The organism is Rhizobium sp. 25PS6 (assembly GCF_032464655.1).
Classification (GTDB): Bacteria; Pseudomonadota; Alphaproteobacteria; order Rhizobiales; family Rhizobiaceae; genus Rhizobium; species Rhizobium laguerreae.
Genome location: NZ_JAWDIV010000027.1, coordinates 72,883 through 97,394, shown reverse-complemented (window position 1 = coordinate 97,394; position 24,512 = coordinate 72,883). Strand labels below are relative to the sequence as shown.

Sequence of the window (24,512 nt, the reverse complement as noted above, 5' to 3'; positions counted from 1 at the left end):
TCTTTTTGGGGATGACGAACGGTATGGGTAACAAGAGCGTCGTGCTCCAGGACGTGCGAAAAAGCTATGGCAATCTGCAGGTGGTCCACGGGATCGACCTGACGATCGCGGAGGGCGAATTCGTCGTCTTCGTCGGCCCTTCCGGCTGCGGAAAATCGACGCTTCTGCGCATGATAGCCGGCCTGGAAGACGTGACCGACGGGGAGGTCGAGATCAAGGGACGTATCGTCACCGATCTCGATCCGTCCGAGCGCGGCATCGCCATGGTCTTCCAGTCCTACGCGCTCTATCCGCATATGAGCGTGCGCGACAACCTGGCCTTCGGCTTGAAGATGGCGCGCACGAATGCTGCGGAGATAGAGACGCGCGTCAAGGCCGCCTCCGCGATCCTGAAGATCGACCATCTTCTCGACCGGCGGCCGGGACAGCTTTCCGGTGGCCAGCGGCAGCGCGTGGCGATCGGCCGGGCGATTGTGCGCAAGCCGGATGTCTTCCTGTTCGACGAGCCGCTGTCCAATCTCGATGCGGAACTGCGCGTTTCGATGCGCATCGAGATCGCCCGCCTTCACCGCGAACTCGGCAACACGATGATCTATGTCACGCACGACCAGACGGAGGCGATGACACTCGCCGACAAGATCGTCGTGCTGCGCGACGGCCGCGTCGAACAGGCCGGAACGCCCCGAGAAATCTATGAAAATCCCTCGAATACCTTCGTGGCCGGCTTTATCGGCTCGCCCAGGATGAACCTCCTAAACGCCCGCTGGGGTGAGGGCGGCCTGGTCGAGGTCGCCGGCCGGCAGATCGAAAGCGGCCTGACGCCGGCGGACAGGCCGGTTGGTGGCGCGGTGACGCTCGGCCTGCGGCCGGAGCATCTGATGGTGGCCTCCGATCTATCGGGCAGCCTGACGGCGAGGGTGGATTTTTCGGAGTATCTCGGGGGAACGCAATATCTCTATTGCCAGCTTGCCGATGGCCAGTCACTGACCGTCGAGCATCGGTCACCGATCAGTATCGCGGCGGGCGAGCAAGTGAGCCTGCTGTTTGAACCGTCGGATTGCCGGTTGTTCGACGAGGGTGGGAACCGGTTGCGCTAATCGCGGCAGTCACGGTCACAAGCGGACGACCACTCGGCCGCCCGTGCGAACTTCACTCAGCAATCGCTAGTGTCATGAGCTCCGCCGCCCTTTGCCGGGCTTCCCTGTCGGCGGCGAAGACATCATCCATGCCGGAAGCCGGCGGCAGGCCGGCCAGATCGTCCATGACCCTCTCGGTGACCTCGGCCATGGCGAGGAAGGAGAGCCGCCCTTCGATGAAGGCTTCGAGCGCCACTTCCTTGGCGCCGTTCAGCACCGCGCCCTGAACACCGCCGCGCGTCATCGCCAGGCGCGCGAGCCGCAGCGCCGGAAACCGCACCTCATCCGGCGCCTCGAAATCCAGCCTGGCGAGCTTGGCGAAATCCAGCCGCTCGACCGGCAGGTTCGACCGGCGCGGAAAGGATAGGGCATAACCGATGGCGGTGCGCATATCGGGCGCGCCGAGCTGCGCCAGCACCGATCCATCGGTATAGCCGACCATGGAGTGGATAATCGATTGCGGATGAAAAATGACCTCGATCTGTTCGGGCCTGAGGCCGAAAAGGTGCCGGGCTTCGATCATCTCCAGCGCCTTGTTGAACATCGAGGCACTGTCGATCGAAATCTTCAAGCCCATCGACCAGTTCGGGTGGGCGCGCGCGGTTTCCACCGTCACATCCGCCATGTCACGCAGCGAGGCGGTGCGGAAGGGGCCACCCGACGCCGTCAGGATGACCCGCTCGACGGCGTGGCGCTGGTTCTCTTCCAGCACCTGGAAAATCGCGTTGTGCTCGCTATCGACCGGAAGCAGTCTGCCGCCGCCCGCCCGGATCGCTGCGATGAAGAGATCGCCGGCCGATACCAGGCATTCCTTGTTGGCAAGGGCGATATCGGCGCCGCGGCGGGCCGCGGCAAGCGTCGGCGCTAGGCCGGCAGTACCGACGATTGCCGCCATCACCCAGTCAGCTTCGCGGTCGGCGGCTTCCATCAGCCCGGATTTTCCCGAAGCGACCGCGATGCCGGTGCCGGAAAGTGCGCTCTTCAGTGATTCGTAATGCTGGTCGTTTGCCGTCACCGCCAGCCGCGCGCCGGATGATTTCGCCTGCCGGGCCAACAATTCGACATTGCCGCTGCCGGTCAGCACGGAGATTTCGAAGTTCTCCCGTCCGCCCAGATGATCGACGACATTGAGTGTATTCTGGCCGATCGAACCCGTCGAACCGAAGATGCTGAGGCGCCGCGGCGCGCTTTTGCCGGTCATCATGTAGAATTTCGCGAAAATTTCTCTCGTAGGCTCAGGCTCTACTAGGCTTTGGAGGGGGCGGCAAGTGTGCGGTGCAGCAGATTTCAACCCTTGAGGGGTTTACAGAGCGGCGGCCGGATGTGATCCTTATAACATTGCTGGCGGAATCGCTTCCGCCGCGGCCGGTCACGGTCGCATGGCAAGTCGGGCGCTGTGGCGTCCATCGAAGAACAGGCACCCGGTGCCGCCGGCCTTTGGGCCATACATTAAATCGAGGATGAAACCGGGATGGACGGCTTGGCCGTGATCCCTCATTGCGTTCGTCGCGAACGCTTTCATATGCGCTGCTGCGTCCACTCCGCGCCGCAGCCCTGTGACAGGTCAAAACGTTCTGAACTTCATGACGACATTCAAATTAGTATGCATCTTTTTCGCCATCCTACCCTCGCTCACAGCCGCAGCGAAGGCGGACGACCTGCTGATCTGGTCGCCAGCCAAGCTTTCGGACCGGTCCTACAAGGCGACGGTGGGTTTCCGCCTGCCGGCGGAATGGGAAACGAGCGCTGGCGCCGACATCGCGCTGGCCTCGACCAAAGGCGGAGCGCTGCTGCCCGATTCCGAACAGGCAATGCTTTGGGGCAGGATCACCAGGACGAGCGTTACCCCGGCAGGCCGGTCAGAGCGGGGTGCCAGCGTCAGCGTCGATACGCTGCGCGGCAGCGGCGCGCTAACCCTCAGCCGCTCGCGCAGCTGGATCCTGTCCGATTCGCTCGACATGCAATCGAGCCGATCCATCAGCGTGCAATATGACGCGGTCGAGGCCCGGCAGGCTTCGGTAACGGCAACGCAGGCGCTGAAGCTGATCCATCCCTGGACGGGAACCGCGCTTTCGGCAGGGACAGGCGTCAGCAATGCGAGCGGCGACTTCTCGAGCACGGTTGGGGTCAGCCAGGCCATTCTGCCGAACCTCAATTTCGATGCTTCGGTCAGCAATCCATTTTCAGGAGGTGAGGCGGGCAGCGTCAATCTCCGCTATCGCGTCAACTGGTAGCGGGTGCTGAACCAAACTCCGCCGATCAGCGTTTCCTACGAGGTTTTCACGGAGGAACGGATCATGGTTTTCAAGGAGCAGACATTTCACGGGCTCGAACCCGAGATTGAAATAGAGATCGCCAATCGTGCAGCGGTCGAGGCGGCCGTTGCCAATGCGCTGGCGATCGCCGGCGGCATCGATGCCTCCGATGTCGAGGTGACGATGGAGAACGACCAGATCGTGTTGAGCGGCACCGTCGGCACGGTCGGCGAAATCGAACGGGCAACTGCGGTCGCCAAGGCGGTCGAGGGTGTGCATGCGGTGCAGAACCGAATCCTGCTCGGCGGATCGTCGCTCGACGGTACGCATTAACCAGCGGCGGGCCGCTCCGAGCCCGGAGCTTGCCGGGCGAGAACTGTTTCCACATTGTCGCCTATAAGCCGCCGATCAACCGGCGAAGCGTTCGACGAGGAAGGACGAGCCGGCCAGACGATCCGTTTTCTGCGCGGCGCCCGACCCCTGCGGCTGGTAGGCGATGGCGAGCAGCAGGACACTGACGGCGACATAGGCGATTGTCAAAAGAGTCATCTTGATACGCATGATGAATACTCCTGTTTCGCGATAAACGCGGCTGATATGGCGAAGTTCCTCATCGGCGAAATCAGAAAGAAAAGCCCGGCCGGGGAGGATCGGCCGGGCTTTTCCTGCATGGATTGCCTTATCGGCAAATCCGGGTTTCCTTGACGAGCGTATGGCCGTGACGGCGGATTTTTTCGGTCCTGGTGAAGCAATCCTGGGAGACGTGGCGCGGCCTCATATGATGACGGTAATAGGGCCGTTCGGCATGACGGTAAGTAGGCCGCGCATCATCCGTGGTGATGGTCACACTTGCCGCCTGGGACGGCATTGCGGAAAAGATGGACGCAGCAGCGAGCGTGCAGGCAAGGACAAACCGTTTCATGACGAGCGCCTCTCTTTTCTGAGTTGGTCACGGCATCAACCCGCCGGAAGCCGTCGGTTCAATCACATAGGGTTACCGTGTCGAAGGCAGAAACCTTTGACGCGCCGGATCGTTAGCGCTGGGGATAGCCGGAGGCATCGAGCATGGGACCGATTGCAAGGATCATCACCATCGTCGCCGGGCTTGCCGGCGGCACGGTGTTTTCGCAGGCGCCGGAATTTGCGCAGCAATACCGCCAGCGGATCGGCGGGGCGATCGACGAATTGCGCGTCATCGTCGAGGATTTCAATACTCAGGCCGCCGAGCACCATCTCGATCGCCAGCAGGCGCTGAACACCTATGCGCAATCGTCCGACGATTTCCTGCGCGACCGCGGCGTCTCGATGCAGAGCACGATCACGCGCTACGAAACGCTGCTGTCGCAGCAGCTCCACCTCGGCACCGCCGCACCCGTCGCCAAGCCCTTTGTTCTGCTGGGGAATGCCGATGACGTCGTTTTCGCCAATACCTGGCGCGACTTCGTGCCCGGCGTCCCCGTCAGCTTTGCCGGTCTTGTCTGGGGCTCGATCGGCTTTGTCGGAGGTTGGGTCGTGGCGGCGCTGCTGGGATTGGGGGCGCGGCGGGTCGCGAGGACACGGCGCGTCCATCGTCAGGTGCGGTGAACCAATCGGTGGCGAACGTGGCACTGGCCCCGGAACATGATGATAAGATCAATCAAGCTTTGCGCTGGAATGACCCCCGCCACACTTTGGCGGGGGTCATTGATATTAATCGGAACCCGTTCGTCCGGTTGTCTTCCCGGTGATTGGGCCAGAGAGCCTTGTTACGTGGACGCTGCCGCTTCCTTGATGATGCCACCTGAAAGCAAACGCCAAATGCCGAATGCCACCACGCCCATCGCGAGGAAGATCACAAAGATCATGAAGTTGTAGTAGATCATCGCCGCCAGCGCGACGAGGGCGAGTCCGAGGGCAATGGCTGGCACCACGGGATAACCCCAGGCCCTGAAGGGTCGGGCGAGTTCAGGTTCGGCCTGACGTAGTTTAAACAGCGACGCCATCGAGACGATGTACATGATGATCGCGCCGAACACCGACATGGTGACAATATTGGCGGTCAGCGGCAAACCGCCGATCTGGATCAGGCTGTCGGAAAAGATGGCTGCGATGCCGACGGCGCCACCTGCAAGGACTGCGAGATAAGGCGTGCGGAATTTCGGATGGATTTTTGCAAGGACTTCCGGGAGGTAGCCGGCGCGGCCCAGCGCAAAAATCTGCCTGGAATAGCCCATGATGATGCCGTGAAAGGAAGCAATCAGGCCGAACAGGCCGATCCAGACCAGCATATGCAGCCAACCGGAGGATTCGCCCACGACCGCCTTCATCGCCTGCGGTAGCGGATCGTTGATGTTGGACAGCGCACGCCAGTCGCCGACGCCACCGGCGAAGATCATGGTGCCGAAGGCGAGGAAGACGAGTGTCAGAATACCCGCAATATAGGCAATGGGAACGGTGCGGGTGGGGTTCTTGGTCTCCTCAGCCGCCATCGCCGCGCCTTCGATCGCCAGGAAAAACCAGATGGCAAATGGAATGGCGGCAAAGATGCCTCCAATGGCACCGACCGAGAATTCAGGGGCGCCAGCCCAGCCATTGGCCGCGAAATTGGCAAAAGAGAAGCCCGGCGCGACGACACCCATAAAGATCAGCAGTTCGGCGATCGCCAGAATGGTGATAAGGAGTTCGAAGGTTGCCGCGATGGTAACTCCGACGATATTGAGCGCCATGAAAATGATATAGGCGCCGACAGCCGCCATTTTCGGATCGAGCCCCGGGAACTGCACATTGAGATAGGCGCCGATGGCGAGCGCGATGGCCGGAGGGGCGAAGACGAATTCAACCAATGTCGCAAAGCCCGCAACGAAGCCGCCGAGTGGGCCGAAAGCCCTGAGCGCATATGCAAAAGGGCCGCCGGCATGCGGAATGGCCGTCGTCAATTCCGTGAAGGAAAAGATAAAGGTGGTGTACATCACGGCGATCAGGATCGTGGTGATCAAGAAGCCGAGTGTGCCGGCGGCCGCCCAGCCATAGCTCCAGCCGAAATATTCGCCGGAAATGACCAGGCCGACGGCAAGTCCCCACAAATGCAGCCCGGTCAGGCTCTTGGCGAGCGTCGGTTGAGAATTTGACATGATTGTTCCCCTTTTTTGTAGCTTGAACTTTTATGCTTCTTGGTGTGGCAGCGCTTCTATGGCGCCTTCGGCGTTTTCCTTGAGATCGACGCCGGTCAGCTGCAAGCGAAGCGCCTCCCGGACGATCCAAACAATCTTGTCGGCTGCGACCTCGTAGCCGAGCCCGTCGGCATGAATATTCGAAATGCAGTTGCGCTCGCTGTCGCGCCGTCCCGATTGCGGGCGGAACGTGATGTAGGCACCGAGACTGTCAGGCACGCTGAGCCCCGGCCTCTCGCCGATCAGCACAATGGCAACTTCCGCACCAAACGCCGCCGCTGCCTCATCACCAAATGCCACACGCGCCTGTTCGCCCAATATCACCGGGGCGACGCTGAAGTCGCCGAGACGCTTCATGCAAGCCTTGAACAGCGGCACGGCGTGGTGCTCGACCGCCGAGGCTGAAAGCCCATCTGCAATGACGAAGGCGATATCATAACGATCGCCTGGGCTCGGGAGATCGGCTGCATGGGTCTGACGGCCGAGATCCGGGCGCGCCAGATAGATCGTACGGTCTTTGGCGCGAGACCGGATATGGACCGTGGCCACGGGCGCAAGTTCCTTGGCAAGGGCGACAAAATCCACTTGACCATGCACGGCATCCCGCGCCCGGGCATGGGCAAGCTGGAAGTCGAGAATTGCCGATGTCGGCAAGGCGTCGCCTGCTCTTCCAAGCCCAATCCGGGCGCGTGTGGCGTTGCGGAACCGCGCAAATGGATCTCGTTCGATGGAACTCATGCCGATGCCCTGTAGCTCAAGAGATTGCGAGAGAAAGTGCCCGAGGCGCTGGCCGGTGCAAGGCGACCCGTGTGGTCAAGCATGCCCATACGATGAAGCCAGGCTTCGAATTCCGGGGCGGGAGGACGATTGAACTGGTGCCTGAGGCCGACAATATCGTGGTAGGAAAGGCTCTGATAATTGAGCATGACGTCATCGGCGCCGGGCACCGCGATGAGAAAACTGACGCCCGCGACAGTCAGCAACACCATCAGATTGTCCATATCGTCCTGGTCTGCTTCCGCATGGTTCGTGTAGCAGACGTCGACCCCCATCGGCACGCCAAGCAGTTTGCCGCAGAAGTGATCTTCGAGCCCGGCGCGGATAATTTGCTTGGCGTCGAAAAGATATTCGGGGCCAATGAAGCCGACCACCGTATTGACGAGCAGCGGATTGAGTTCACGTGCAACGGCATAGGCCCGCGTCTCGATCGTCTGTTCGTCGACACCGTGATGGGCGTCCGCCGAGAGCGCGCTGCCCTGGCCGGTCTCCAGATACATGACATTGTTTCCGACCGTGCCGCGCTTCATGGAAAGGGCTGCCTGCTGGCCTTCCCTGAGGACGGCGAGATCGACGCCGAAACCCTTGTTGGCGGCCTCAGAGCCGGCGATTGACTGGAACACCAGATCGAGCGGCGCTCCGGCCTCGATTGCTTTGATTGACGTGGTGACATGGGTCAACACGCAGGATTGCGTAGGGATCTCGAACCGTTCGCGCAGCCGGTCGAAAAGAACCATCAATCTTGTGCAGGCCTCAAGATTGTCGGTCGCCGGGTTGATGCCGATCACCGCATCGCCGATCCCATAGAGAAGTCCATCAAGCGTCGAGCCGGCGACGCCTTCAGGATCATCAGTGGGATGATTGGGCTGAAGACGGCTCGATAGTCGGCCGGGCAGACCGATCGTGGAACGAAAGGCAGTGACCACGCTGCATTTGCCGGCGACGGTGATCAGATCATGGTTGCGCATGATCTTGGAGACCGCCGCCACCATTTCGGGGGTGAGGCCTGGTGCAATGGCAAGCAGTTTTTCGGAGGTCGCGTCATAAGAAAGAAGCCAATTGCGAAACTCACCGACCGTCATATGAGATACCGACGCGAATGCCATCCAATCATGGCGGTCGACGATCAACCGACTGACCTCGTCGGTCTCGTATGGGATGACGAGGTCTTCCAGGAAAGTGTTGAGAGGCATATCCGCGAGCAGGTAGCGGGCGGCCACCCGCCGCTCGTTGCTGGATGCTGCGATCCCGGCCAGCACGTCACCGGATTTCAGCGGCGAAGCGCAAGCCAATACCGATTTCAGATCCTGAAAGACATGGCGTTCGCGTCCTAGAACGATCGAATATGTTGTCATCTGCTCCTGGCCGTCGGCCGGCCTATTCTCGATGCCCGAGAACTCGTCCGATTTTTGTGGGCATTCGCGGGCTTCCGCCGAGCATGTTTGCTCGGCCCTACACTAAGCAAGGCAAGAAGCGTGCCATTCTTGTTGGCTAAGATACCGAGGCCGCCGTGCCGAAGGCTTCGCATGGCTGGACCATGACCGCTTACGCTGGCGTGGCTATCGCAGAGACTGTTTTCAATTTAGGGCGGTTAATTCGCTAGGGTGGTTGTATCCACTTTACGATAACGTGCTCCGATGTGCGCAGATTTGCGCCCGGCTCGACACCGATTGCGCAAATATTCGTTGATCGTCCTGATCCAGTGGTTCTGGCTCGAGTGCTTTTTCGGTGGGGCGGTCTGCACTGAGACGCGATCGTCCATTTTGAGCGAACTGACCGTGGATCGACGCCGATGTTGAAAAACTAGCCAGTTGAACGAGTCTAATCGATCGCCAATTTCTTCGTCCCAAGAACTCGGTCGTGCGGCCTCGCCACTACCGGTCAAAGGCCGGTTCTCATGAGATCATAATTGCATTTCTTGCATGTCTGCAGGAACGTGCGTTCTGTCGAGGGAGAAACCATCTGATTGACTGGTGATCCCGGCGCGATTCGAACGCGCGACCCCCAGATTAGGAATCTGGTGCTCTATCCTGCTGAGCTACGGGACCACTTGCATGCCATGCATACAAAAGGCTTGGCGGGAAGCCAAGCCTTAATTGTTGTCAAAGGCCGAGGCGCTGTTCGGCGAGGCGGACCCAGTAGGAGATGCCGTGGGCGATGGCTTCGTCGTTGAAGTCGTAGGCCGGGTTGTGGAGGCCGGCGCTGTCGCCGTTGCCGATGAAGATGAAGGCGCCGGGGCGGGCGTTCAGCATGTAGGAGAAATCCTCGCCGCCCATCATCGGATCGATCTCGGCGTTGACGTTCGCCTCGCCGGCGATGGCGCTGGCGGTGGCGACCGCGTGCTCGGTCTCGTCGGGGTGGTTGACGGTGACGGGGTAGTTGCGGTGGAAGCTGATTTCGGCCTCGGCGCCGTGGGCTGCGACCAGGCCCTCGATGATCTGCCGGAACCGGGTTTCGGCGAGCGTGCGCACCTCGGGGTCGAGGGTGCGGACCGTACCGGCGAAGGTCGCATCGTTCGGAATGACGTTATGGGCGAAACCGGCATTGAACTTGGTCACCGAGACGACGACCGAGCGCAGCGGATCGGCGGTGCGCGAGGCGATCATCTGCAGGTTGGCGATGATCTGGGCGCCGATGGCGATCGGGTCGATCGTCTTATGCGGCTGGGCGGCGTGGCCACCGCGGCCCTTGACGGTGACGGTGAATTCGTCGGTCGCCGCCATGATGGCGCCCTTGCGGGTGGCGAACTGGCCGACCGGCAGGCCCGGCAGATTGTGCATGCCGTAGACCTCTTCGATAGCGAAGCGCTCCATCATGCCGTCCTTGACCATCAGATTGCCGCCGCCGCCGCCTTCTTCGGCGGGCTGGAAGATGACGGCGACATTGCCGTTGAAGTTTCGGGTCTCGGCCAGGTATTTCGCAGCGCCGAGCAGCATGGCGGTGTGGCCGTCATGGCCGCAGGCATGCATCTTGCCCGGCGTCTTCGAAGCCCAGGGCTTGCCGGTGATCTCCGTGAGTGGCAGAGCGTCCATGTCGGCGCGCAGGCCGACCGTGCGGCCGCCTTCGCCCTTGCCCTTGATCAGGCCGACGACACCGGTGCGGCCGATACCGGTGACGATCTCGTCGACGCCGAATTCCTTGAGTTTTTCGGCGACGAAGGCGGCCGTATTTTCCACCGCGAAGAGGAGTTCGGGCCGGGCGTGGATGTGGCGGCGCCATTCGGCGACCTCGTCCTGCAACTCCGCGGCTCTGTTCAAAATCGGCATATCGGCGTTCCTGTTATGAAATCTCGACAATCTTTCATCGCATCACAAGGGTGTGAGGCTGTGGAAATTACTTAGTCAATGACCTTTGCCATGTCATAGCCATATAGGCTAAATAGGGGAAGATTTCGAGATTTTCCTGATATCCGAAGGACGAACCGTGTCGACGAGCCACTTCCGTTTGTTTGCTGCCTTGCGGCCGCTTTCTTTCGTGTCAGCGGCGACTGCCGTTTTTCTGGCCTCCGTTCCGCTCGCCCAGGCCAATCCGCACATTCTCGTCGATGTCCAGACCGGCCGCGTGCTCGAGCATGAAGAAGCCTTCCGCAAATGGTATCCGGCCTCGCTGACCAAGCTGATGACCGTCTATACCGTGTTCGACGCAATCCGCGCCGGTCAGATCAGCCTCGATACGCCCGTCGTCATCAGCAAACGCGCCGCCGCGCAGCCGGCCGCCAAGATGTATTTCAAGCCGGGCCAGAAGCTAACGCTCGACAGCGCATTGAAGATCCTGCTGGTGAAGTCGGCCAACGATGTGGCGGTCGCGGTTGCCGAAGCCATCGGCGGCACGCAGGAAGGCTTCGTGACGCGGATGAATGGCGAGGCCCTGAAGCTCGGCATGACGGATTCGCACTTCGTCAATCCGAACGGCTTGCCCGGCAAGGGCCAGTATACGACGGCACGCGACCTGGCGGTGCTGACAGTGGCGCTGCGCCGCGATTTTCCGCAATATGCCGGTTATTTCTCGCTGGAAGGTTTCACCAACGGCCAGCAGAACGTGCCGAGCCTCAACATGCTGATCGGCCGTTTCGCCGGCGCCGACGGCATGAAGACCGGCTTCATCTGCGCTTCGGGCTTCAACCAGATCGGGTCGGCGACGCGCAACGGCCGCACGCTGATCTCCGTCGTGCTCGGCACCGACAGCCTTGCAGCCCGCGCCGATGCGACGGCGAACCTTTTGCAGAAGGGCTTTACCACGCAGCCTGCCAGCAACGACACGCTGGGTTCGCTGAGACCCTATGGGTCGGGGCAGGACCAGGTGACCGACATCAGCGCCGATATCTGCAGCGCCAAGGGCGCCAAGGTGCGCAGCGAAACGCGCGACGAAGTCGGCCGCATGAAGGTGCAGTCACCCTATATCCAGCCGATGGACCACGATCCGCAATTCGTCTTTGCCGCCCTGATTCCCGGCCAGGATCCGCAGCCGGCCGCGCAGCCGGAAAAAATGGCGCGCGGGGATACCGCGGCCGCGATCGCCAACGTGCCGGTGCCGATGCCGCGCCCGACATCATTTTAAGCTTTTAAGGTAAAATAACATGAGCGCGCTCAACGACAGGATTCCGGTCACCATCCTGACCGGCTTTCTCGGCGCCGGCAAATCGACGCTGCTCAACCGCATCCTCAAAGATCCTGTCATGAAGGATGCGGCCGTCATCATCAACGAATTCGGCGATGTCGGCATCGATCATCTTCTGGTCGAAAGTTCCGGCGATTCGATCATCGAGATGTCCGATGGCTGCCTCTGCTGCACCGTGCGCGGCGCGCTTGTCGATACGCTGGCGAACCTGATGGACGCCGTGCAGACGGGCCGCGTCAAGCGGGTCAAGCGCGTCGTCATCGAGACGACCGGCCTTGCTGATCCTGCACCGGTCATGCAGGCGATCATGGGAAATCCCGTCATCGCCACGAATTTCGAGCTCGACGGCGTCGTCACCGTCGTGGACGCGGTGAATGGGCTACAGACGCTCGACAATCACGAGGAAGCGCGCAAGCAGGCGGCGGTCGCCGACCGGCTGATCGTCTCGAAAAAGACGATGGCCGAGGCAGCCGAGGGGCTGGAAAAGCGGCTGCGGGCGCTCAATCCGCGTGCGACGATGATGGATGCCGACAGCGCCGAGGCGGGCAGTGCCGCGGTGCTGGTCAACGGGCTCTACGATCCGGCGACGAAGATCGCCGATGTCGGCCGCTGGCTGCAGGACGAGGATGCCCACGAGGCGCATCACAATCACGACCACGGTCGTGATGGACATCACCATCATGATGATGATCACCATGGTCACCACCATCATGATCATCACCATCTTGGTGATCAGGGGCATGCGCACCAGGACCCGCACGACGTCAACCGTCACGATGCCTCGATCCGTTCTTTCTCGATCATCGAGGAGAAGCCGATCGATCCGATGGCGCTTGACATGTTCATCGATCTGCTGCGTTCGGCCCATGGCGAGAAGCTGTTGAGGATGAAGGCGATCGTGTCCGTTTCCGACCGGCCGGATCGGCCGCTGGTGCTGCATGGGGTGCAGAGCATCTTTCATCCGCCGGTGCGGCTTCCCGCCTGGCCGGGGGAAGACCGGCGCACGCGCATGGTGCTGATTACCCGGGATCTGCCGGAAGCCTTCGTAAAGGATCTCTTCGACGCCTTCCTCGGCAAGCCGCGCATCGATATGCCCGATCGTGCGGTGCTGTCGGACAATCCGCTCGCCATCCCCGGCATGCGGATTTAAACCGTTGATTTTTGTCGCTGCGCGATCTTCTTCAGGTCTTGCGTTTAAGAATGCTTGACATCCACTTGGCCTGCTGGCCGCTGAGAAGGGTGCGATAGCGCTCCTGGCTTGCCGCCAGATGGGCGCGCATGGCGGCGCGGGCGGCTTCCGCGTCCCCGGCGGAAATCGCCTTCAAAATCGCCAGATGCTCGCGCTGCAGGCCTTCCTGATAGTTACGCGACAGCGTGCTGTCCGTACCCCAGGGCGAGGCGACGTCGCAGGGGATGGCCCGCATACCAAGCGCATCGAGAACTTCGACATAATATGAATTATTGGTGGCAGCCGCGATTTCTCGGTGGAAAGCGAAGTCGCTCTTGCCGGTTGCTTCGCCGCGCTCGAGCAGCCGGTCGAATTCGAAGAATGCTTCCTGAATCTGCGCTTCTTGAGCCGCATTGCGCCGTAGCGCAGCAAGCCCTGCGCTCTCGATTTCCAGCCCCATGCGCACCTCGATAATGTTGAGCGCATGGGAAACCTTATTGCCGACATCGCCGCTGATCGAACCGAAGGCAATCGTCGGATGGTTTTTGACGAAGACGCCGGCGCCTTGCCGCGCCTCGACGAGGCCGTCGGCGGCAAGCGTTGCAACCGCCTCACGGACAACCGTGCGGCTGACGCCGAAGAGTTCGCCCATCCGGGTCTCGGTCGGCAGCTTTTGGCCGGGCGCGTATACTCCGGACACGACCTGAGCGCGGATGGCCGAAACGACGCCTTCGGAGAGTTTCGGCCTTCGCTCAACCCTGAAATCTACGGCTGTGTCGGTCGCCATCTCGCACTCCTATTTGAACACGCTCGGCAGCCACAGCGAAATCGCCGGGATGTAGGTGACCAGCCCGAGCACCACGATGCCCGCACCGTAGAACGGCCAGATCGAGCGCATGGCTTCCCAGACAGAGATCTTGCCGACTGCACAAGCCACGAATTGCACCGCGCCGACTGGAGGCGTGTTCAGCCCTATGCCGAAATTCAGGATCATGATCACGCCGAAATGCACCGGGTCGACACCGTAGGCTTGCGCCACCGGCAGAAAGATCGGCGTGCAGATGATGATGGTCGGCCCCATGTCCATAAAAGTACCGAGCACAAGCATGAGGACATTGAGCAGGAGCAGCACCGTCAGCGGGTCGTCGGCGACGCTCTTCATCCAGATCACCAGCGAGGCCGGCACCTTGAGGAAGGCCATCAACCAGGAGAAGGCGGCGGCTGTGCCGATAATCAAAAGCACCATTGCCGTCGTGCGCACGGCTCCCTGCGTGGCGTGAACGAAGTCTCTCCAGCTCATCTGCCGGTAGACCAGGAGCGTTATCAGCAGCGCGTAGAGCACCGCGATGCAAGAGCTTTCCGTCGCAGTGAAGATGCCGGACCTCACCCCGCCGAAGATGATGGCGATCAGCAGCAGCCCGGGGAGTGCGACCGCGAGCAAATGAGCCACCATGACAAAGCCCGGAAAGGGTTCTGTCGGATAGCCGCGCGAGCGCGCAACGATGTAAGCGGTCACCATGAGCGCGACCGCAAGCAATATTCCGGGCAACACGCCGGCGGTGAACAGGTCGGCGATGGAGATCTTGCCGCCGGCGGAGATCGAATAGATGATCATGTTGTGGGAGGGCGGCAGGAGCAGCGCGATCAGCGCTGCCATTGAAGTGACGTTCACCGCATAATCGGCGCCATAGCCGCGCTGCTTCATCTGCGGGATCATCAGGCCGCCGACGGCTGCGGCTTCTGCCACCGCCGAACCGGAGATGCCGCCGAACAGTGTGGCGGTGACGATGTTGACCTGGCCGAGGCCGCCGCGTACGTGGCCGACCAGGGAAGCGGCGAAGGCGACGATGCGGCTGGCGATGCCGCCGCGCACCATCAGGTCGCCGGCGTAGATGAAAAAGGGGATGGCGAGGAGCGAAAATACGCTCATGCCGGAATTCAGCCGCTGGAAGATGACCAGCGGCGGCAGGCCCATGTAGAGCACCGTGGCGAAGCTGGAGACGCCGAGGCAGAAGGCGATCGGCGTGCCTATCAGCATCAAGGTGGTGAAAACACCGAACAGGATCCAGAGTTCCATCGTGCTACACCTTCAATTTGACGTTCGGATCGGCATTGATGTTTTCGATCTCGACGGCGATCTCCGCCGGCAGAATCTCATCCAGCGCATCGTCAATCGGTTCGCCGGCGAGGCGGAGCACGATGCGCTCCAGCGAGAAGATGACGGCAAGCATGCCGCCGCCTGCGAGCGGCAGATAGTCGAACGCGCCTGAGATACCTAGCGACGGCAAGGTTGTGTTCCAGGTCAGGCTTATGAGCGCGCCGCCGTACCAGACCATGCCGGCGCCAAAGGCGAGAATGACGACGTCCGAGATCATGCGCAGGACGCGCTTGCCGGATTTCGGCAGCACATAAAGCAGCACGTCGAAACCAAGATGATTATTCTCCCGGATGCCGACGGCGGCGCCGAGGAAGATGAACCAGCTCATCAGCATGACCGAGCCCGGCTCCGTCCAACTCGGCGAGTCGTTCAGCACATAGCGGCAAAACACCTGCCAGGCGACAAAGACCGTCATCAGCACCAAGCCGGTGCCCGCCAGCCAAAGGGCGGCGTTGCTCAGGCGTGTCAGAAAATTGACGACGGGTGTCAGGTTGTTCGACATAAAGGCCTCGTCGAATTTGGGCGCTCACTCTCCCTTGGCGGGAGGAAACGAGAAAGATGTGCACGAAGCGGCGGGTGAACCGGGGTGGCGATAATTGTCCACCCCGATAACCGACGCCGCTTTCTGCAAAAAGGAAGGCAGGCTATGGCTATTGCACAGCCTTTACATCCTCGACCATCTTCTTCAGCACGTCATCTTTCACGTGCTTTTCGTAAACCGGGGCCATGGCGTCGATGAACCCCTGCTTGTCCGGCATGGTGATCTGAGCGCCGAGCTTTTCGACGTTGGCGCGCGATTCAGCGACCTTGGCTGACCACAGCTCGCGCTGCTTGGCGACGCTGTCCTTGGCCGCCTGTTTGAAGACCGCCTGATCCTCCGGCGTCAGCTTGTCGAACGCCGCCTTGTTCATGACGAACACTTCCGGCAGGATCGTGTGCTCGTCCAGCGAATAGTTCTTCGCCACTTCGGCGTGCTTGGCGGTGTCATAGCTCGGGAAGTTGTTTTCCGCGCCGTCGATGACGCCCGTTTCGATCCCCGAATAGACCTCTCCATAGGGCATCGGCGTGGCATTGGCGCCGAGGGCCGCCACCATGTCGACGAAGATATCGGACTGGATGACGCGGAACTTCAGACCTTTCATGTCGGCAACCGAATTGATCGGCTTCGTCTTGTTGTAAAACGAGCGCGCGCCGGCATCGTAGAAGGCAAGCACCACGAGACCGGCCGGTTCGAACGCCTTCTTGATCTGGTCGCCGATGGCGCCGTCCATGACCTTGTGCATGTGCTCTTCCGACCGGAAGATATAGGGCAGAGCTGGAACGATCGATTCCTTCACGGTGCCGTTGAAGGGCGCCATTGACACACGGTTCAGCTCGATGACGCCGGAGCGCACCTGCTCGATCGTGTCCTTCTCCTCGCCGAGCTGGGCGGAATGATACACTTCGAGGGAATAACGGCCCTGCGTGCGCTCCTTCAACAGCTCGCCAAAATATTTGACGCCTTCGACTGTCGGATAGCCGTCCGGATGCGTATCGGACGATTTCAGCACCGTTTGAGCGCTGGCCGCGCCGCTCATGAATGAAGCGGCAACCATAAGACTGGCCGCCAGTTTAACAAAGTTTTTCATGCTCTCCTCCCGTTTTGCATGACGATTAATTCTCAGAGTCGGTATCCCGGCTTTGCGACTTAGAGGAAGGTCCTCTGTGCGCTTCGCCTTCCAGCGATATTTCCACAATCGGGCACTGATGGTCCGGCCCGAAAGGTTGCGCGCGTTGGAAGATGCTCATCGAGACATAGGAACATGGCTCAACGTGCCCATCGGATCCGATGAAGCAGTTGCATACCTCTGCACGCGAACTCTGTCGCTCTTCTCGCGGAACAGAAGACTTGGATCGGTAGCCTCCTCTATTCTTGCCGTTCCTCCAACGGCTCACTATGGCTAGAACCTGTAAAGTATAATGTCAACATACAAAAGCTGTGTAGTTGTATGATGAATTTTCGCCGCTGCTTGCTCTCCTGTCGACGCTGTGAAAGCGCGAGCAGGCAAGGTCGGAGGCGCGGACGGCAGCTGACGGTGAAGCCTATCGTGAACCGTCAGGCTCGTTTAATTACGCTGGTTTTGCCCGATGGTTTGCTGGTCCCATGCTTCGGCAAGATATGCGCCGCAAAGAGCATGGGTCAGATACCCAACCGCGTGGCTCTTTTAGAGCTGCTTACTGGTTTGGGAGACGCGCTTCAGCGCTTGCGGATCAGGAAGCGGTGGCCGCTTTCGGTCTTTTCCGTCTCGACCAGTTCGTGGCCGTCCTCATTGCAGAAGTGCGGCATGTCGATCACAGCAAGCGGATCGGTGGTGTCGACGCGAATGAGCGTGCCGCTCGCCATGGCGGCGAGCTTCTTGCGTGTCTTGATCACGGGGAGTGGGCATTTCAGGCCGCGAAGATCGTAGAGAACGGGGTTCAAGCCGTTCAGTTCCTCGCCCAGAATTTCCAGAACGGCTTCTTTGCCGTGGCGTCTGCCGTTTCCTGCGGTTCGGGCGCCGCAAAGGCCAGCGGGTTCTGCATCGGCACCGGCACGACCGCGGGTGTCGCCGCAGCGACGGCTGTTGCCTGAGGCTGGGCAGGGGCTGCAGGCGTGGCGCCCGGCGCGGTTTTGGCGGCGAGGCCCTGCGCGGTGCGCTTGGCCATCAGGTCTTCAAGTTCGGCGACCTTGACCATGCGACCGGCTTCCAGCGAGGTGCCGGTCGGAGCGTAAGCAAGTTCACGGCCCTTGCGCAGCTTGGCGACCACGGCCTTGCGCTCGGCTTCCGTGGGATCGTACCAGGCCATGCCGTCAAATTTGCTCATCGCCTTGGCATAATCGGCATCGTAGGTCTTGCCGTAGGCGGCAAGGGCTGCCGTCAGCGCCGGCGGCGTCGACATAACAGGGCACTTGCCGGCGGCATTGAAGGCGCCGCCGTCGGCTGCCTGCTGATTGAAGACGTATTTCTTCTCGCAGACGTTCACCTCAGGCGGGCGCTTCGTCACTTCGAAATTGTCGTAGCCGACCTTCAGCATCTTCCAGAAGTCGTAACTGCTGTCGAGGCGGTGCTTGACCATGTTTTCCGCCGTCATGCGGAAGGGGAAGGCCTGCAGCTGCACGGTCGACTGGCCGCCCTTGAAGGCGTCGCGGGCGAAGGCGTAGATCTCCAGCACCTGCTGATCGGTCATCGAGTAGCAGCCGGAGGAGGAGCAGGCGCCGTGGATCATCAGATCGGAGCCGGTGCGGCCGTTCGCCGCGTCGTAGCGGTTCGGAAAGCCGGTGTTGATCGCCAGATAATATTTGGAATTGGGGTTCAGGTTGGCGCGCGTCAGGTCGTAGAAACCTTCCGGCGCCTGCCGGTCGCCGGTCTTTACCTTCGGGCCGAGACGGCCGGACCAGGCGCAGATCTTGTAATCGGCGATCTTGTCGAAACGGTTGTCGGTCTTCGCCTTCCAGATCTCCATGGCACCTTCTTCCTTGAAGATGCGGATCATGATCGGCGAATTGCGGTCCATGCCCTTGGCGGACATCTGAGCGAGGATATGGCTGGGAAGCGGCTGCTCGACCTTGTTCTTGACCTTGGAAAGATCGACCTGCGCGGTTTCCAACGCGTCATTGCAGCCGGACAGAGCCAGCGCCATGAGGGAAATATAGGCAAAATGACGTATGCGCATCCCAACTAGCCCATAAAGATAATGCGACCCGGTCCGCCCATGGAGCCCGGGCATCAAACGGAATCATAGACGGTTTATACTTTACAAGTCCTTACCAGCCTATGACGTGCCTGGAACATCCCCGCAAGCGCGAATGCTACAGATAACATCAATGTGGCCAAGATTTGGCCCCAATCGGTGAAGAGCCGAATGTCCGTTAGAGATTACGGCCCATGGCGAGGAATTTCTGGCGGCGGTCGTTGCGCAGCTGCTCGCCCGAGCGGGACGCCATTTCGGCCAGAGCACTGGCGATCACGTCACCGGTTGCTGCTATCACGCTGTCGGGATCGCGATGTGCGCCGCCGAGCGGCTCGGAAATGATGCCGTCGATGACGCCGAGCGATTTCAGGTCCTCGGCGGTGATTTTCATGTTGGTCGCCGCTTCCCGGGCGCGGGTGGAATCGCGCCAGAGAATGGAGGCGGCTCCTTCCGGCGAGATAACGCTGTAGATCGAATGCTCGAGCATATAGACCTTATTGCCGGTGGCGATGGCGATGGCGCCGCCCGAGCCGCCTTCGCCGATGACGACGGAAACCAGGGGAACCTTGACGCCGAGGCACATTTCCGTCGAGCGGGCGATCGCCTCGGCCTGGCCGCGCTCTTCGGCACCGACGCCGGGATAGGCGCCTGCCGTATCCACCAGCGAAATCACCGGCAGGCCGAAACGATCGGCCATTTCAAGAATACGGATCGCCTTGCGGTAGCCTTCCGGGCGGGGGCTGCCGAAATTGTGCTTCAGGCGGCTCTTGGTATCATTACCCTTTTCCTGGCCGATGACGGCGACGGGCTGGCCGCGGAAACGGGCAAGGCCCGCCTGGATCGCGGCATCCTCGGAAAATTTGCGGTCGCCGGCAAGCGGCGTGAATTCCTGGAACAGCGTCTTAGCGTAATCGACAAAATGCGGGCGCTGCGGATGGCGGGCGACCTGCGTCTTCTGCCAGGGATTAAGCTTGGAATAGATTTCGACGATCGCGTCGCGGACGCGAACCTCCAGCCTGCCGATCTCATCGGTGGTGTCGATGCTCTCGTCTTCCGTTGCGAGCTTCTTTAGCTCGATGATCTTGCCTTCGAGGTCGGAGATCGGCTTTTCGAAGTCGAGATAATTGTGCATGAGGTGCGTTTCCGTTCCTTGTGCCCGGGGCGTTTTCCTGGCTCCGCCCCTTGTCGCCGGTCCTATTCGTGCTTTTTCGCCTGTTTGGCAAGGGGGTGATGCGTCTGGACAAGCTGCTGCAGCCTCTCTTCGAGGACATGTGTGTAGATCTGTGTGGTCGAAATGTCCGAATGGCCGAGGAGTTCCTGTACGACGCGCAGATCGGCGCCGTTGGCCAGCAGGTGGCTGGCAAAGGCGTGGCGCATGACGTGCGGCGAGATCAGCGACGGCGTCAGGCCGGCGCGGATCGCCAGGTTCTTGAGGTCGCGGGCAAAAACCTGGCGCGGCAGGTATCCTTCCTTCGAGACGGAGGGAAACAGCCAGGGGCTTTCCTGCGGCTCCTTCGCCGCTGCATTTTCGGCCGCCAGCAGGCGCCCGTAGGATTTCAGGGCTGATATCGCCGATTGCGACAGCGGCACCAGCCGATCCTTGTTGCCCTTGCCGCGGATCATCAGGAAACGGCCTTCCTGATCGAGCACGCGGGCAGGAAGCGAGACAAGTTCGCTGACCCGCATTCCGGTGGCATAGAGCAGTTCCAGCAGAGCCAGCATGCGCAGGCGCTGCAACTGGCCCGGGCTTGCATCCTCCGCCTCGGCCTCTGCCTGCGAAAGCAGCCTGCCGACCTCTTCGACGCCCATCGTCTTCGGCAGCGGACGGCCCTTCTTCGGTGCGTCGAGTATGCCGGTGGGGTCGTCGGTCCTCAGTCCCTCGGCGTAGAGGAACTTGTAGAACTGCCGCATGGCGGCAAGCCGGCGCGCCTGGGACGAGGGTTTGAAGCCCTTTCGGGCGAGCGAGGAGAGATAGGCGGCGAGATCGGCGGAAGCGGCTTCGGTGAGCCGTATGCTGCGCTCCTTGAGGAAGGATCTGATGTCGTCGAGATCGCGTTCATAAGACTGCAGCGTGTTGGCGGCAGCGCCGCGCTCGGCGCTCATCATCTCCAGGAAGGATTCCACGTGGGCGCGGCCGAGATCCACCATGCCGGTCACTTCCTGGTCGTGTCGATCGCGCCCGTGGGAGGCGGATTGACCCGCTCGGACGGAATGCGGATGGTCACGTCGCGCGGCTCGGGCTCCACGAAGGTCACAAGCGCCAGCATCGCTCCGTAGACCGTCCCGGCGAGGATCGCGCAGACGAACAGGAAACGGAACAGGGTCGGCATCCAGCAACTCCTTCATGCTCTGCTTCTGTTATAAGAAGCCTATCTGCAAGTGCAAGAAGCGGTATTCAAGCCATGATTCCCTTGCCTGCGACTTGACGCTCCATCTGCATTTGTCGATACCGTTTGCAAACAAAGTGTGAATGGACCGATGAGTGAACAACTGCTGACCGTTGCTGAAAGCTTGAAAGACAGAGCTCGCGCCGCGCTCGGTTCACGCAATCTCATCCTTGTCGGCCTGATGGGCGCCGGCAAATCCTCTGTCGGGCGCATCGTCGCCAGCCAGCTCGCCATTCCTTTCATCGACAGTGACCTCGAGATCGAGCGGGTGTCGCGCATGACGATCGCCGAACTTTTCGCCGCCTATGGCGAGCAGGAGTTCCGGGCGTTGGAAGCGCGGGTGATCAAGCGGCTGCTGAAGAGCGGGCCGCGCGTCGTCTCCACCGGAGGCGGCGCCTTCATCAACGACCGGACGCGCAAGCATATCAAGAAGGGCGGCCTTTCCGTCTGGCTGAAGGCCGATCTCGACGTGCTCTGGGACCGGGTCTCCAAGCGCGACACGCGGCCGCTGCTCAAGACCGAAAATCCGAAGCAGACGCTCGAGGGCCTGATGAATGCGCGTTATCCGATCTATGCGCAGGCCGATCTGACCGTGCTTTCGCGCGACGTCCGCAAGGAAATCATGGCCGACGAAGTCTTAAAGGCCTTGATCGAAGCTCAGAAGGAAAGTGCAGCGTCATGAATGCGATAACCTCCGCCTCCGCCATCCGAACGGTGCATGTGCCGCTCGGCGAGCGCGCCTACGACATCCTGATCGGGCCGGGGCTGATTGCGCGGGCCGGCGCCGAGATCGCCTCTCGCCTCAAGGGCCGCAAGGCGGCTGTTGTCACCGATGAAAATGTCGCGCCGCTCTATCTCAAAGCACTTGTCGCAAGTCTGGATGAAGCAGGTATCGCCTCGGCTGAGGTCGTCCTGCCGTCCGGCGAGAAGACCAAGAGCTTCGAACATCTGATGACGGCCTGCGACAAGGTGCTGGAGGCGCGCGTCGAGCGCAATGATTACGTCATCGCGCTTGGTGGCGGCGTCATCGGCGATCTTTCCGGATTTGCGGCCGGCATCGTCCGTCGCGGCGTGCGCTTCGTGCAGGTACCGACCTCGCTGCTGTCTCAGGTCGATTCCTCCATCGGCGGCAAGACCGGCATCAATTCCCGCCATGGCAAGAATCTGATCGGCGTCTTCCATCAGCCGGATCTGGTTCTGGCCGATACGGATGTGCTGAATTCGCTGAGCGAGCGTGAATTCCGCGCAGGTTACGCCGAGGTCGCGAAATACGGGTTGATCGACAAGCCGGATTTCTTTGCCTGGCTGGAAGCGAATTGGAAAGCGGTTTTTACCGGCGGCTCCGCGCGCATCGAGGCGATTGCCGCCAGCTGCCAGGCAAAGGCCGATGTCGTCGTTGCCGACGAGCGTGAGAATGGTCAGCGGGCGCTGCTCAATCTTGGCCATACATTCGGCCACGCGCTGGAAGCGGCGACTGCCTATGACAGTTCTCGCCTGGTGCATGGCGAGGGCGTTTCGATCGGCATGGTGCTGGCGCACGAATTCTCCGCACGGATGAACCTTGCAAGCACGGACGATGCGCGGCGCGTCGAGCGGCATCTGAAGGAGGTCGGCCTGCCGACCCGCATGTCCGACATTCCAGGCGACCTGCCGCCAGCCGAAACGCTGATGGACGCGATCGCCCAGGACAAGAAGGTCAAGAGCGGCAAGCTCACTTTCATCCTGACGCGCGGCATCGGCCAGTCCTTCGTCGCCGACGACGTTCCGGCGTCCGAAGTGATCAGCTTTCTCCGGGAAAAACACGCCTGATGTCGGTCGAAGGCGCTCTGGCATTTCTTTCGACATACTGGCCGGAGATCCTTTCGATCACGGCGCTGGTGCTCATGTCCGCCTTCTTTTCCGGCTCCGAGACCGCGCTCACCGCCGTTTCGCGCAGCCGTGTCCATACGCTCGAAGTCAACGGCGACGAACGCGCCGGCCTCGTCCGACAGCTGATCGAGCGACGCGACCGGCTGATCGGCGCGCTGCTCATCGGCAACAATCTCGCCAATATCCTGTCCTCCTCGATCGCCACCAGCCTCTTCCTCGGGCTGTTCGGCAGTTCCGGCGTGGCGCTGGCGACGCTCGCGATGACTGTCATCCTGGTCATCTTCGCCGAAGTGCTGCCGAAGAGCTGGGCGATTTCGGCGCCCGAGCGCTTCGCACTCGCCATCGCGTTGCCGGCCAGGCTGTTCGTTGCCGTCGTCGGCCCGGTTTCCTCCTTCGTCAATGCGATCGTACGGCAGATTCTTTCGCTGTTCGGCATCAATCTCTCACGCGAGATATCGATGCTGACGGCGCATGAGGAGCTGCGCGGCGCCGTCGATCTGCTGCACCGCGAGGGATCGGTGGTGAAGGCCGACCGTGACCGCCTCGGCGGCGTGCTCGATCTCAGCGAGCTCGAACTGTCCGACATCATGGTCCACCGCACTGCGATGCGGGCGATCAACGCCGACGATGCGCCGGAAGCGGTGGTGCGCGTCATCCTCGAAAGCCCCTATACGCGCATGCCGTTGTGGCGCGGTACGATCGACAATATCATCGGCGTCGTCCACGCCAAGGATCTGCTGCGGGCGCTCGCCGAGCCGAACATGGAGCCGCAGAACCTCGATATCGTGAAGATCGCGCAGAAGCCGTGGTTCGTGCCCGACAGCACCAACCTCGAGGACCAGCTCAACGCCTTCCTGCGGCGCAAGCAGCATTTCGCCGTCGTCGTCGACGAATATGGCGAGGTGCAGGGCATCGTCACGCTGGAGGATATTCTCGAGGAAATCGTCGGTGACATTTCCGACGAGCACGATATCGAGATACAGGGCGTGCGTCAGGAAGCCGACGGTTCCGTCGTCGTCGACGGCGGCGTGCCGATCCGCGACCTGAACCGGGCGCTCGACTGGAACCTGCCCGATGAGGAAGCGACGACGATCGCCGGCCTCGTCATCCACGAATCGATGACCATCCCGGAAGAGCGCCAGGCCTTCACCTTCTACGGCAAGCGTTTCGTCGTCATGAAGCGCGAGAAGAACCGCATCACCAAGCTGCGCATCCGCCCGGCCGGGGAAGACGGCGCAAAGCCAGCCTAATTCGGCTTGGGTTTTAGGCGGCGAATATCCATATA

24 protein-coding genes, 1 tRNA gene and 1 pseudogene are annotated in these 24,512 nt (G+C 61.1%); 9 read left to right on the top strand and 17 right to left on the bottom strand.

Going from position 1 to position 24,512, the window contains the following annotated elements:
• Nucleotides 1-23: 23 nt before the first annotated feature.
• Complete coding sequence (locus RWK44_RS30710) at nucleotides 24-1,097, top strand: ABC transporter ATP-binding protein (protein ID WP_206111596.1); 1,074 nt, start codon at nucleotides 24-26, stop codon at nucleotides 1,095-1,097.
• Between the two features lie 52 nt (nucleotides 1,098-1,149).
• Here RWK44_RS30710 and dxr read toward each other — a convergent pair whose 3' ends face one another.
• Nucleotides 1,150-2,340, bottom strand: coding sequence for a 1-deoxy-D-xylulose-5-phosphate reductoisomerase (gene dxr, locus RWK44_RS30705; RefSeq protein ID WP_132611283.1), 1,191 nt, complete (start codon nucleotides 2,338-2,340; stop codon nucleotides 1,150-1,152).
• A 318-nt stretch (nucleotides 2,341-2,658) separates the two neighbouring features.
• Between dxr and RWK44_RS30700 the strand changes: the two are divergent.
• A pseudogene (locus RWK44_RS30700) lies at nucleotides 2,659-3,370 on the top strand (hypothetical protein).
• A gap of 63 nt (nucleotides 3,371-3,433) precedes the next feature.
• Nucleotides 3,434-3,724, top strand: coding sequence for a BON domain-containing protein (locus RWK44_RS30695; protein ID WP_131661267.1), 291 nt, complete (start codon nucleotides 3,434-3,436; stop codon nucleotides 3,722-3,724).
• A gap of 75 nt (nucleotides 3,725-3,799) precedes the next feature.
• Here RWK44_RS30695 and RWK44_RS30690 read toward each other — a convergent pair whose 3' ends face one another.
• Entirely contained in the window at nucleotides 3,800-3,952 is a 153-nt protein-coding gene (locus tag RWK44_RS30690; protein ID WP_165503786.1) for a hypothetical protein, read from the bottom strand.
• A gap of 118 nt (nucleotides 3,953-4,070) precedes the next feature.
• On the bottom strand, nucleotides 4,071-4,313 hold the full coding sequence (locus RWK44_RS30685; protein ID WP_168255896.1) for a hypothetical protein: 243 nt from the start codon (nucleotides 4,311-4,313) through the stop codon (nucleotides 4,071-4,073).
• 143 nt (nucleotides 4,314-4,456) lie between these two features.
• Here RWK44_RS30685 and RWK44_RS30680 point away from each other — a divergent pair, with 143 nt between their 5' ends.
• Nucleotides 4,457-4,975: a DUF2937 family protein gene (locus RWK44_RS30680; protein WP_316029887.1), complete on the top strand. Its 519-nt coding sequence runs from the start codon at nucleotides 4,457-4,459 to the stop codon at nucleotides 4,973-4,975.
• A 161-nt stretch (nucleotides 4,976-5,136) separates the two neighbouring features.
• Here RWK44_RS30680 and eat read toward each other — a convergent pair whose 3' ends face one another.
• The 5 genes from eat to RWK44_RS30655 form a co-directional block, all read right to left on the bottom strand.
• Nucleotides 5,137-6,501, bottom strand: a complete 1,365-nt coding sequence (gene eat, locus RWK44_RS30675; RefSeq protein WP_020051930.1) for an ethanolamine permease — start codon at nucleotides 6,499-6,501, stop codon at nucleotides 5,137-5,139.
• Between the two features lie 30 nt (nucleotides 6,502-6,531).
• Complete coding sequence (gene eutC, locus RWK44_RS30670; RefSeq protein ID WP_316029886.1) at nucleotides 6,532-7,278, bottom strand: ethanolamine ammonia-lyase subunit EutC; 747 nt, start codon at nucleotides 7,276-7,278, stop codon at nucleotides 6,532-6,534.
• Entirely contained in the window at nucleotides 7,275-8,672 is a 1,398-nt protein-coding gene (locus RWK44_RS30665; protein WP_131663255.1) for an ethanolamine ammonia-lyase subunit EutB, read from the bottom strand. Before RWK44_RS30665 ends, eutC begins: the two co-directional genes overlap by 4 nt.
• A gap of 616 nt (nucleotides 8,673-9,288) precedes the next feature.
• A tRNA-Arg gene (locus tag RWK44_RS30660) sits at nucleotides 9,289-9,365 on the bottom strand.
• Between the two features lie 54 nt (nucleotides 9,366-9,419).
• Nucleotides 9,420-10,583 carry a M20 aminoacylase family protein gene (locus RWK44_RS30655; protein WP_316029885.1) on the bottom strand — a complete coding sequence of 388 codons (1,164 nt, stop codon included), beginning with the start codon at nucleotides 10,581-10,583 and terminating at the stop codon, nucleotides 9,420-9,422.
• 157 nt (nucleotides 10,584-10,740) lie between these two features.
• On the opposite strand from RWK44_RS30655, the gene RWK44_RS30650 reads away from it, so the two are divergent.
• Together RWK44_RS30650 and RWK44_RS30645 are read left to right on the top strand one after the other, a co-directional pair.
• On the top strand, nucleotides 10,741-11,874 hold the full coding sequence (locus RWK44_RS30650) for a D-alanyl-D-alanine carboxypeptidase family protein (RefSeq protein WP_316029884.1): 1,134 nt from the start codon (nucleotides 10,741-10,743) through the stop codon (nucleotides 11,872-11,874).
• Nucleotides 11,875-11,893: 19 nt separating this feature from the next.
• Nucleotides 11,894-13,084 carry a CobW family GTP-binding protein gene (locus tag RWK44_RS30645; RefSeq protein ID WP_316029883.1) on the top strand — a complete coding sequence of 397 codons (1,191 nt, stop codon included), beginning with the start codon at nucleotides 11,894-11,896 and terminating at the stop codon, nucleotides 13,082-13,084.
• A 31-nt stretch (nucleotides 13,085-13,115) separates the two neighbouring features.
• Here the strand turns inward: RWK44_RS30645 and RWK44_RS30640 are convergent, their stop codons facing one another.
• The 9 genes from RWK44_RS30640 to RWK44_RS30600 all read right to left on the bottom strand — a co-directional run bounded on the left by RWK44_RS30640 (nucleotide 13,116) and on the right by RWK44_RS30600 (nucleotide 21,301).
• Nucleotides 13,116-13,889 carry a FadR/GntR family transcriptional regulator gene (locus tag RWK44_RS30640; RefSeq protein ID WP_316029882.1) on the bottom strand — a complete coding sequence of 258 codons (774 nt, stop codon included), beginning with the start codon at nucleotides 13,887-13,889 and terminating at the stop codon, nucleotides 13,116-13,118.
• A 9-nt stretch (nucleotides 13,890-13,898) separates the two neighbouring features.
• On the bottom strand, nucleotides 13,899-15,179 hold the full coding sequence (locus tag RWK44_RS30635) for a TRAP transporter large permease (RefSeq protein WP_131663260.1): 1,281 nt from the start codon (nucleotides 15,177-15,179) through the stop codon (nucleotides 13,899-13,901).
• 4 nt (nucleotides 15,180-15,183) lie between these two features.
• Nucleotides 15,184-15,762, bottom strand: coding sequence for a TRAP transporter small permease (locus RWK44_RS30630; RefSeq protein WP_221959435.1), 579 nt, complete (start codon nucleotides 15,760-15,762; stop codon nucleotides 15,184-15,186).
• Between the two features lie 148 nt (nucleotides 15,763-15,910).
• On the bottom strand, nucleotides 15,911-16,888 hold the full coding sequence (locus tag RWK44_RS30625; RefSeq protein ID WP_221947887.1) for a TRAP transporter substrate-binding protein: 978 nt from the start codon (nucleotides 16,886-16,888) through the stop codon (nucleotides 15,911-15,913).
• 608 nt (nucleotides 16,889-17,496) lie between these two features.
• Nucleotides 17,497-17,721 (bottom strand): sulfurtransferase TusA family protein, encoded by a 225-nt coding sequence (locus tag RWK44_RS30620; RefSeq protein ID WP_017989572.1) that lies wholly within the window; start codon nucleotides 17,719-17,721, stop codon nucleotides 17,497-17,499.
• A 5-nt stretch (nucleotides 17,722-17,726) separates the two neighbouring features.
• Nucleotides 17,727-18,953, bottom strand: coding sequence for a L,D-transpeptidase family protein (locus RWK44_RS30615; RefSeq protein WP_221947886.1), 1,227 nt, complete (start codon nucleotides 18,951-18,953; stop codon nucleotides 17,727-17,729).
• Nucleotides 18,954-19,149: 196 nt separating this feature from the next.
• The gene (locus tag RWK44_RS30610; protein WP_017962320.1) at nucleotides 19,150-20,103 is read right to left on the bottom strand and encodes an acetyl-CoA carboxylase carboxyltransferase subunit alpha; all 954 of its coding nucleotides are present in this window, start codon (nucleotides 20,101-20,103) and stop codon (nucleotides 19,150-19,152) included.
• A 62-nt stretch (nucleotides 20,104-20,165) separates the two neighbouring features.
• Nucleotides 20,166-21,119 (bottom strand): site-specific tyrosine recombinase XerD, encoded by a 954-nt coding sequence (gene xerD, locus RWK44_RS30605; RefSeq protein ID WP_316029881.1) that lies wholly within the window; start codon nucleotides 21,117-21,119, stop codon nucleotides 20,166-20,168.
• 5 nt (nucleotides 21,120-21,124) lie between these two features.
• Nucleotides 21,125-21,301, bottom strand: coding sequence for a hypothetical protein (locus RWK44_RS30600; RefSeq protein ID WP_020051854.1), 177 nt, complete (start codon nucleotides 21,299-21,301; stop codon nucleotides 21,125-21,127).
• Between the two features lie 148 nt (nucleotides 21,302-21,449).
• Between RWK44_RS30600 and RWK44_RS30595 the strand changes: the two genes are divergently transcribed.
• The 3 genes from RWK44_RS30595 to RWK44_RS30585 are packed head-to-tail and all read left to right on the top strand — an operon-like array spanning nucleotide 21,450 to nucleotide 24,477.
• Entirely contained in the window at nucleotides 21,450-22,040 is a 591-nt protein-coding gene (locus tag RWK44_RS30595; protein WP_020051853.1) for a shikimate kinase, read from the top strand.
• The gene (aroB, locus tag RWK44_RS30590; RefSeq protein WP_222062709.1) at nucleotides 22,037-23,167 is read left to right on the top strand and encodes a 3-dehydroquinate synthase; all 1,131 of its coding nucleotides are present in this window, start codon (nucleotides 22,037-22,039) and stop codon (nucleotides 23,165-23,167) included. The genes RWK44_RS30595 and aroB overlap by 4 nt, the downstream gene beginning before the upstream one ends.
• A complete protein-coding gene (locus tag RWK44_RS30585) occupies nucleotides 23,167-24,477 on the top strand; it encodes an HlyC/CorC family transporter (RefSeq protein WP_222062710.1) in 1,311 nt (436 codons plus the stop codon). Before aroB ends, RWK44_RS30585 begins: the two co-directional genes overlap by 1 nt.
• Nucleotides 24,478-24,512: the final 35 nt, after the last annotated feature.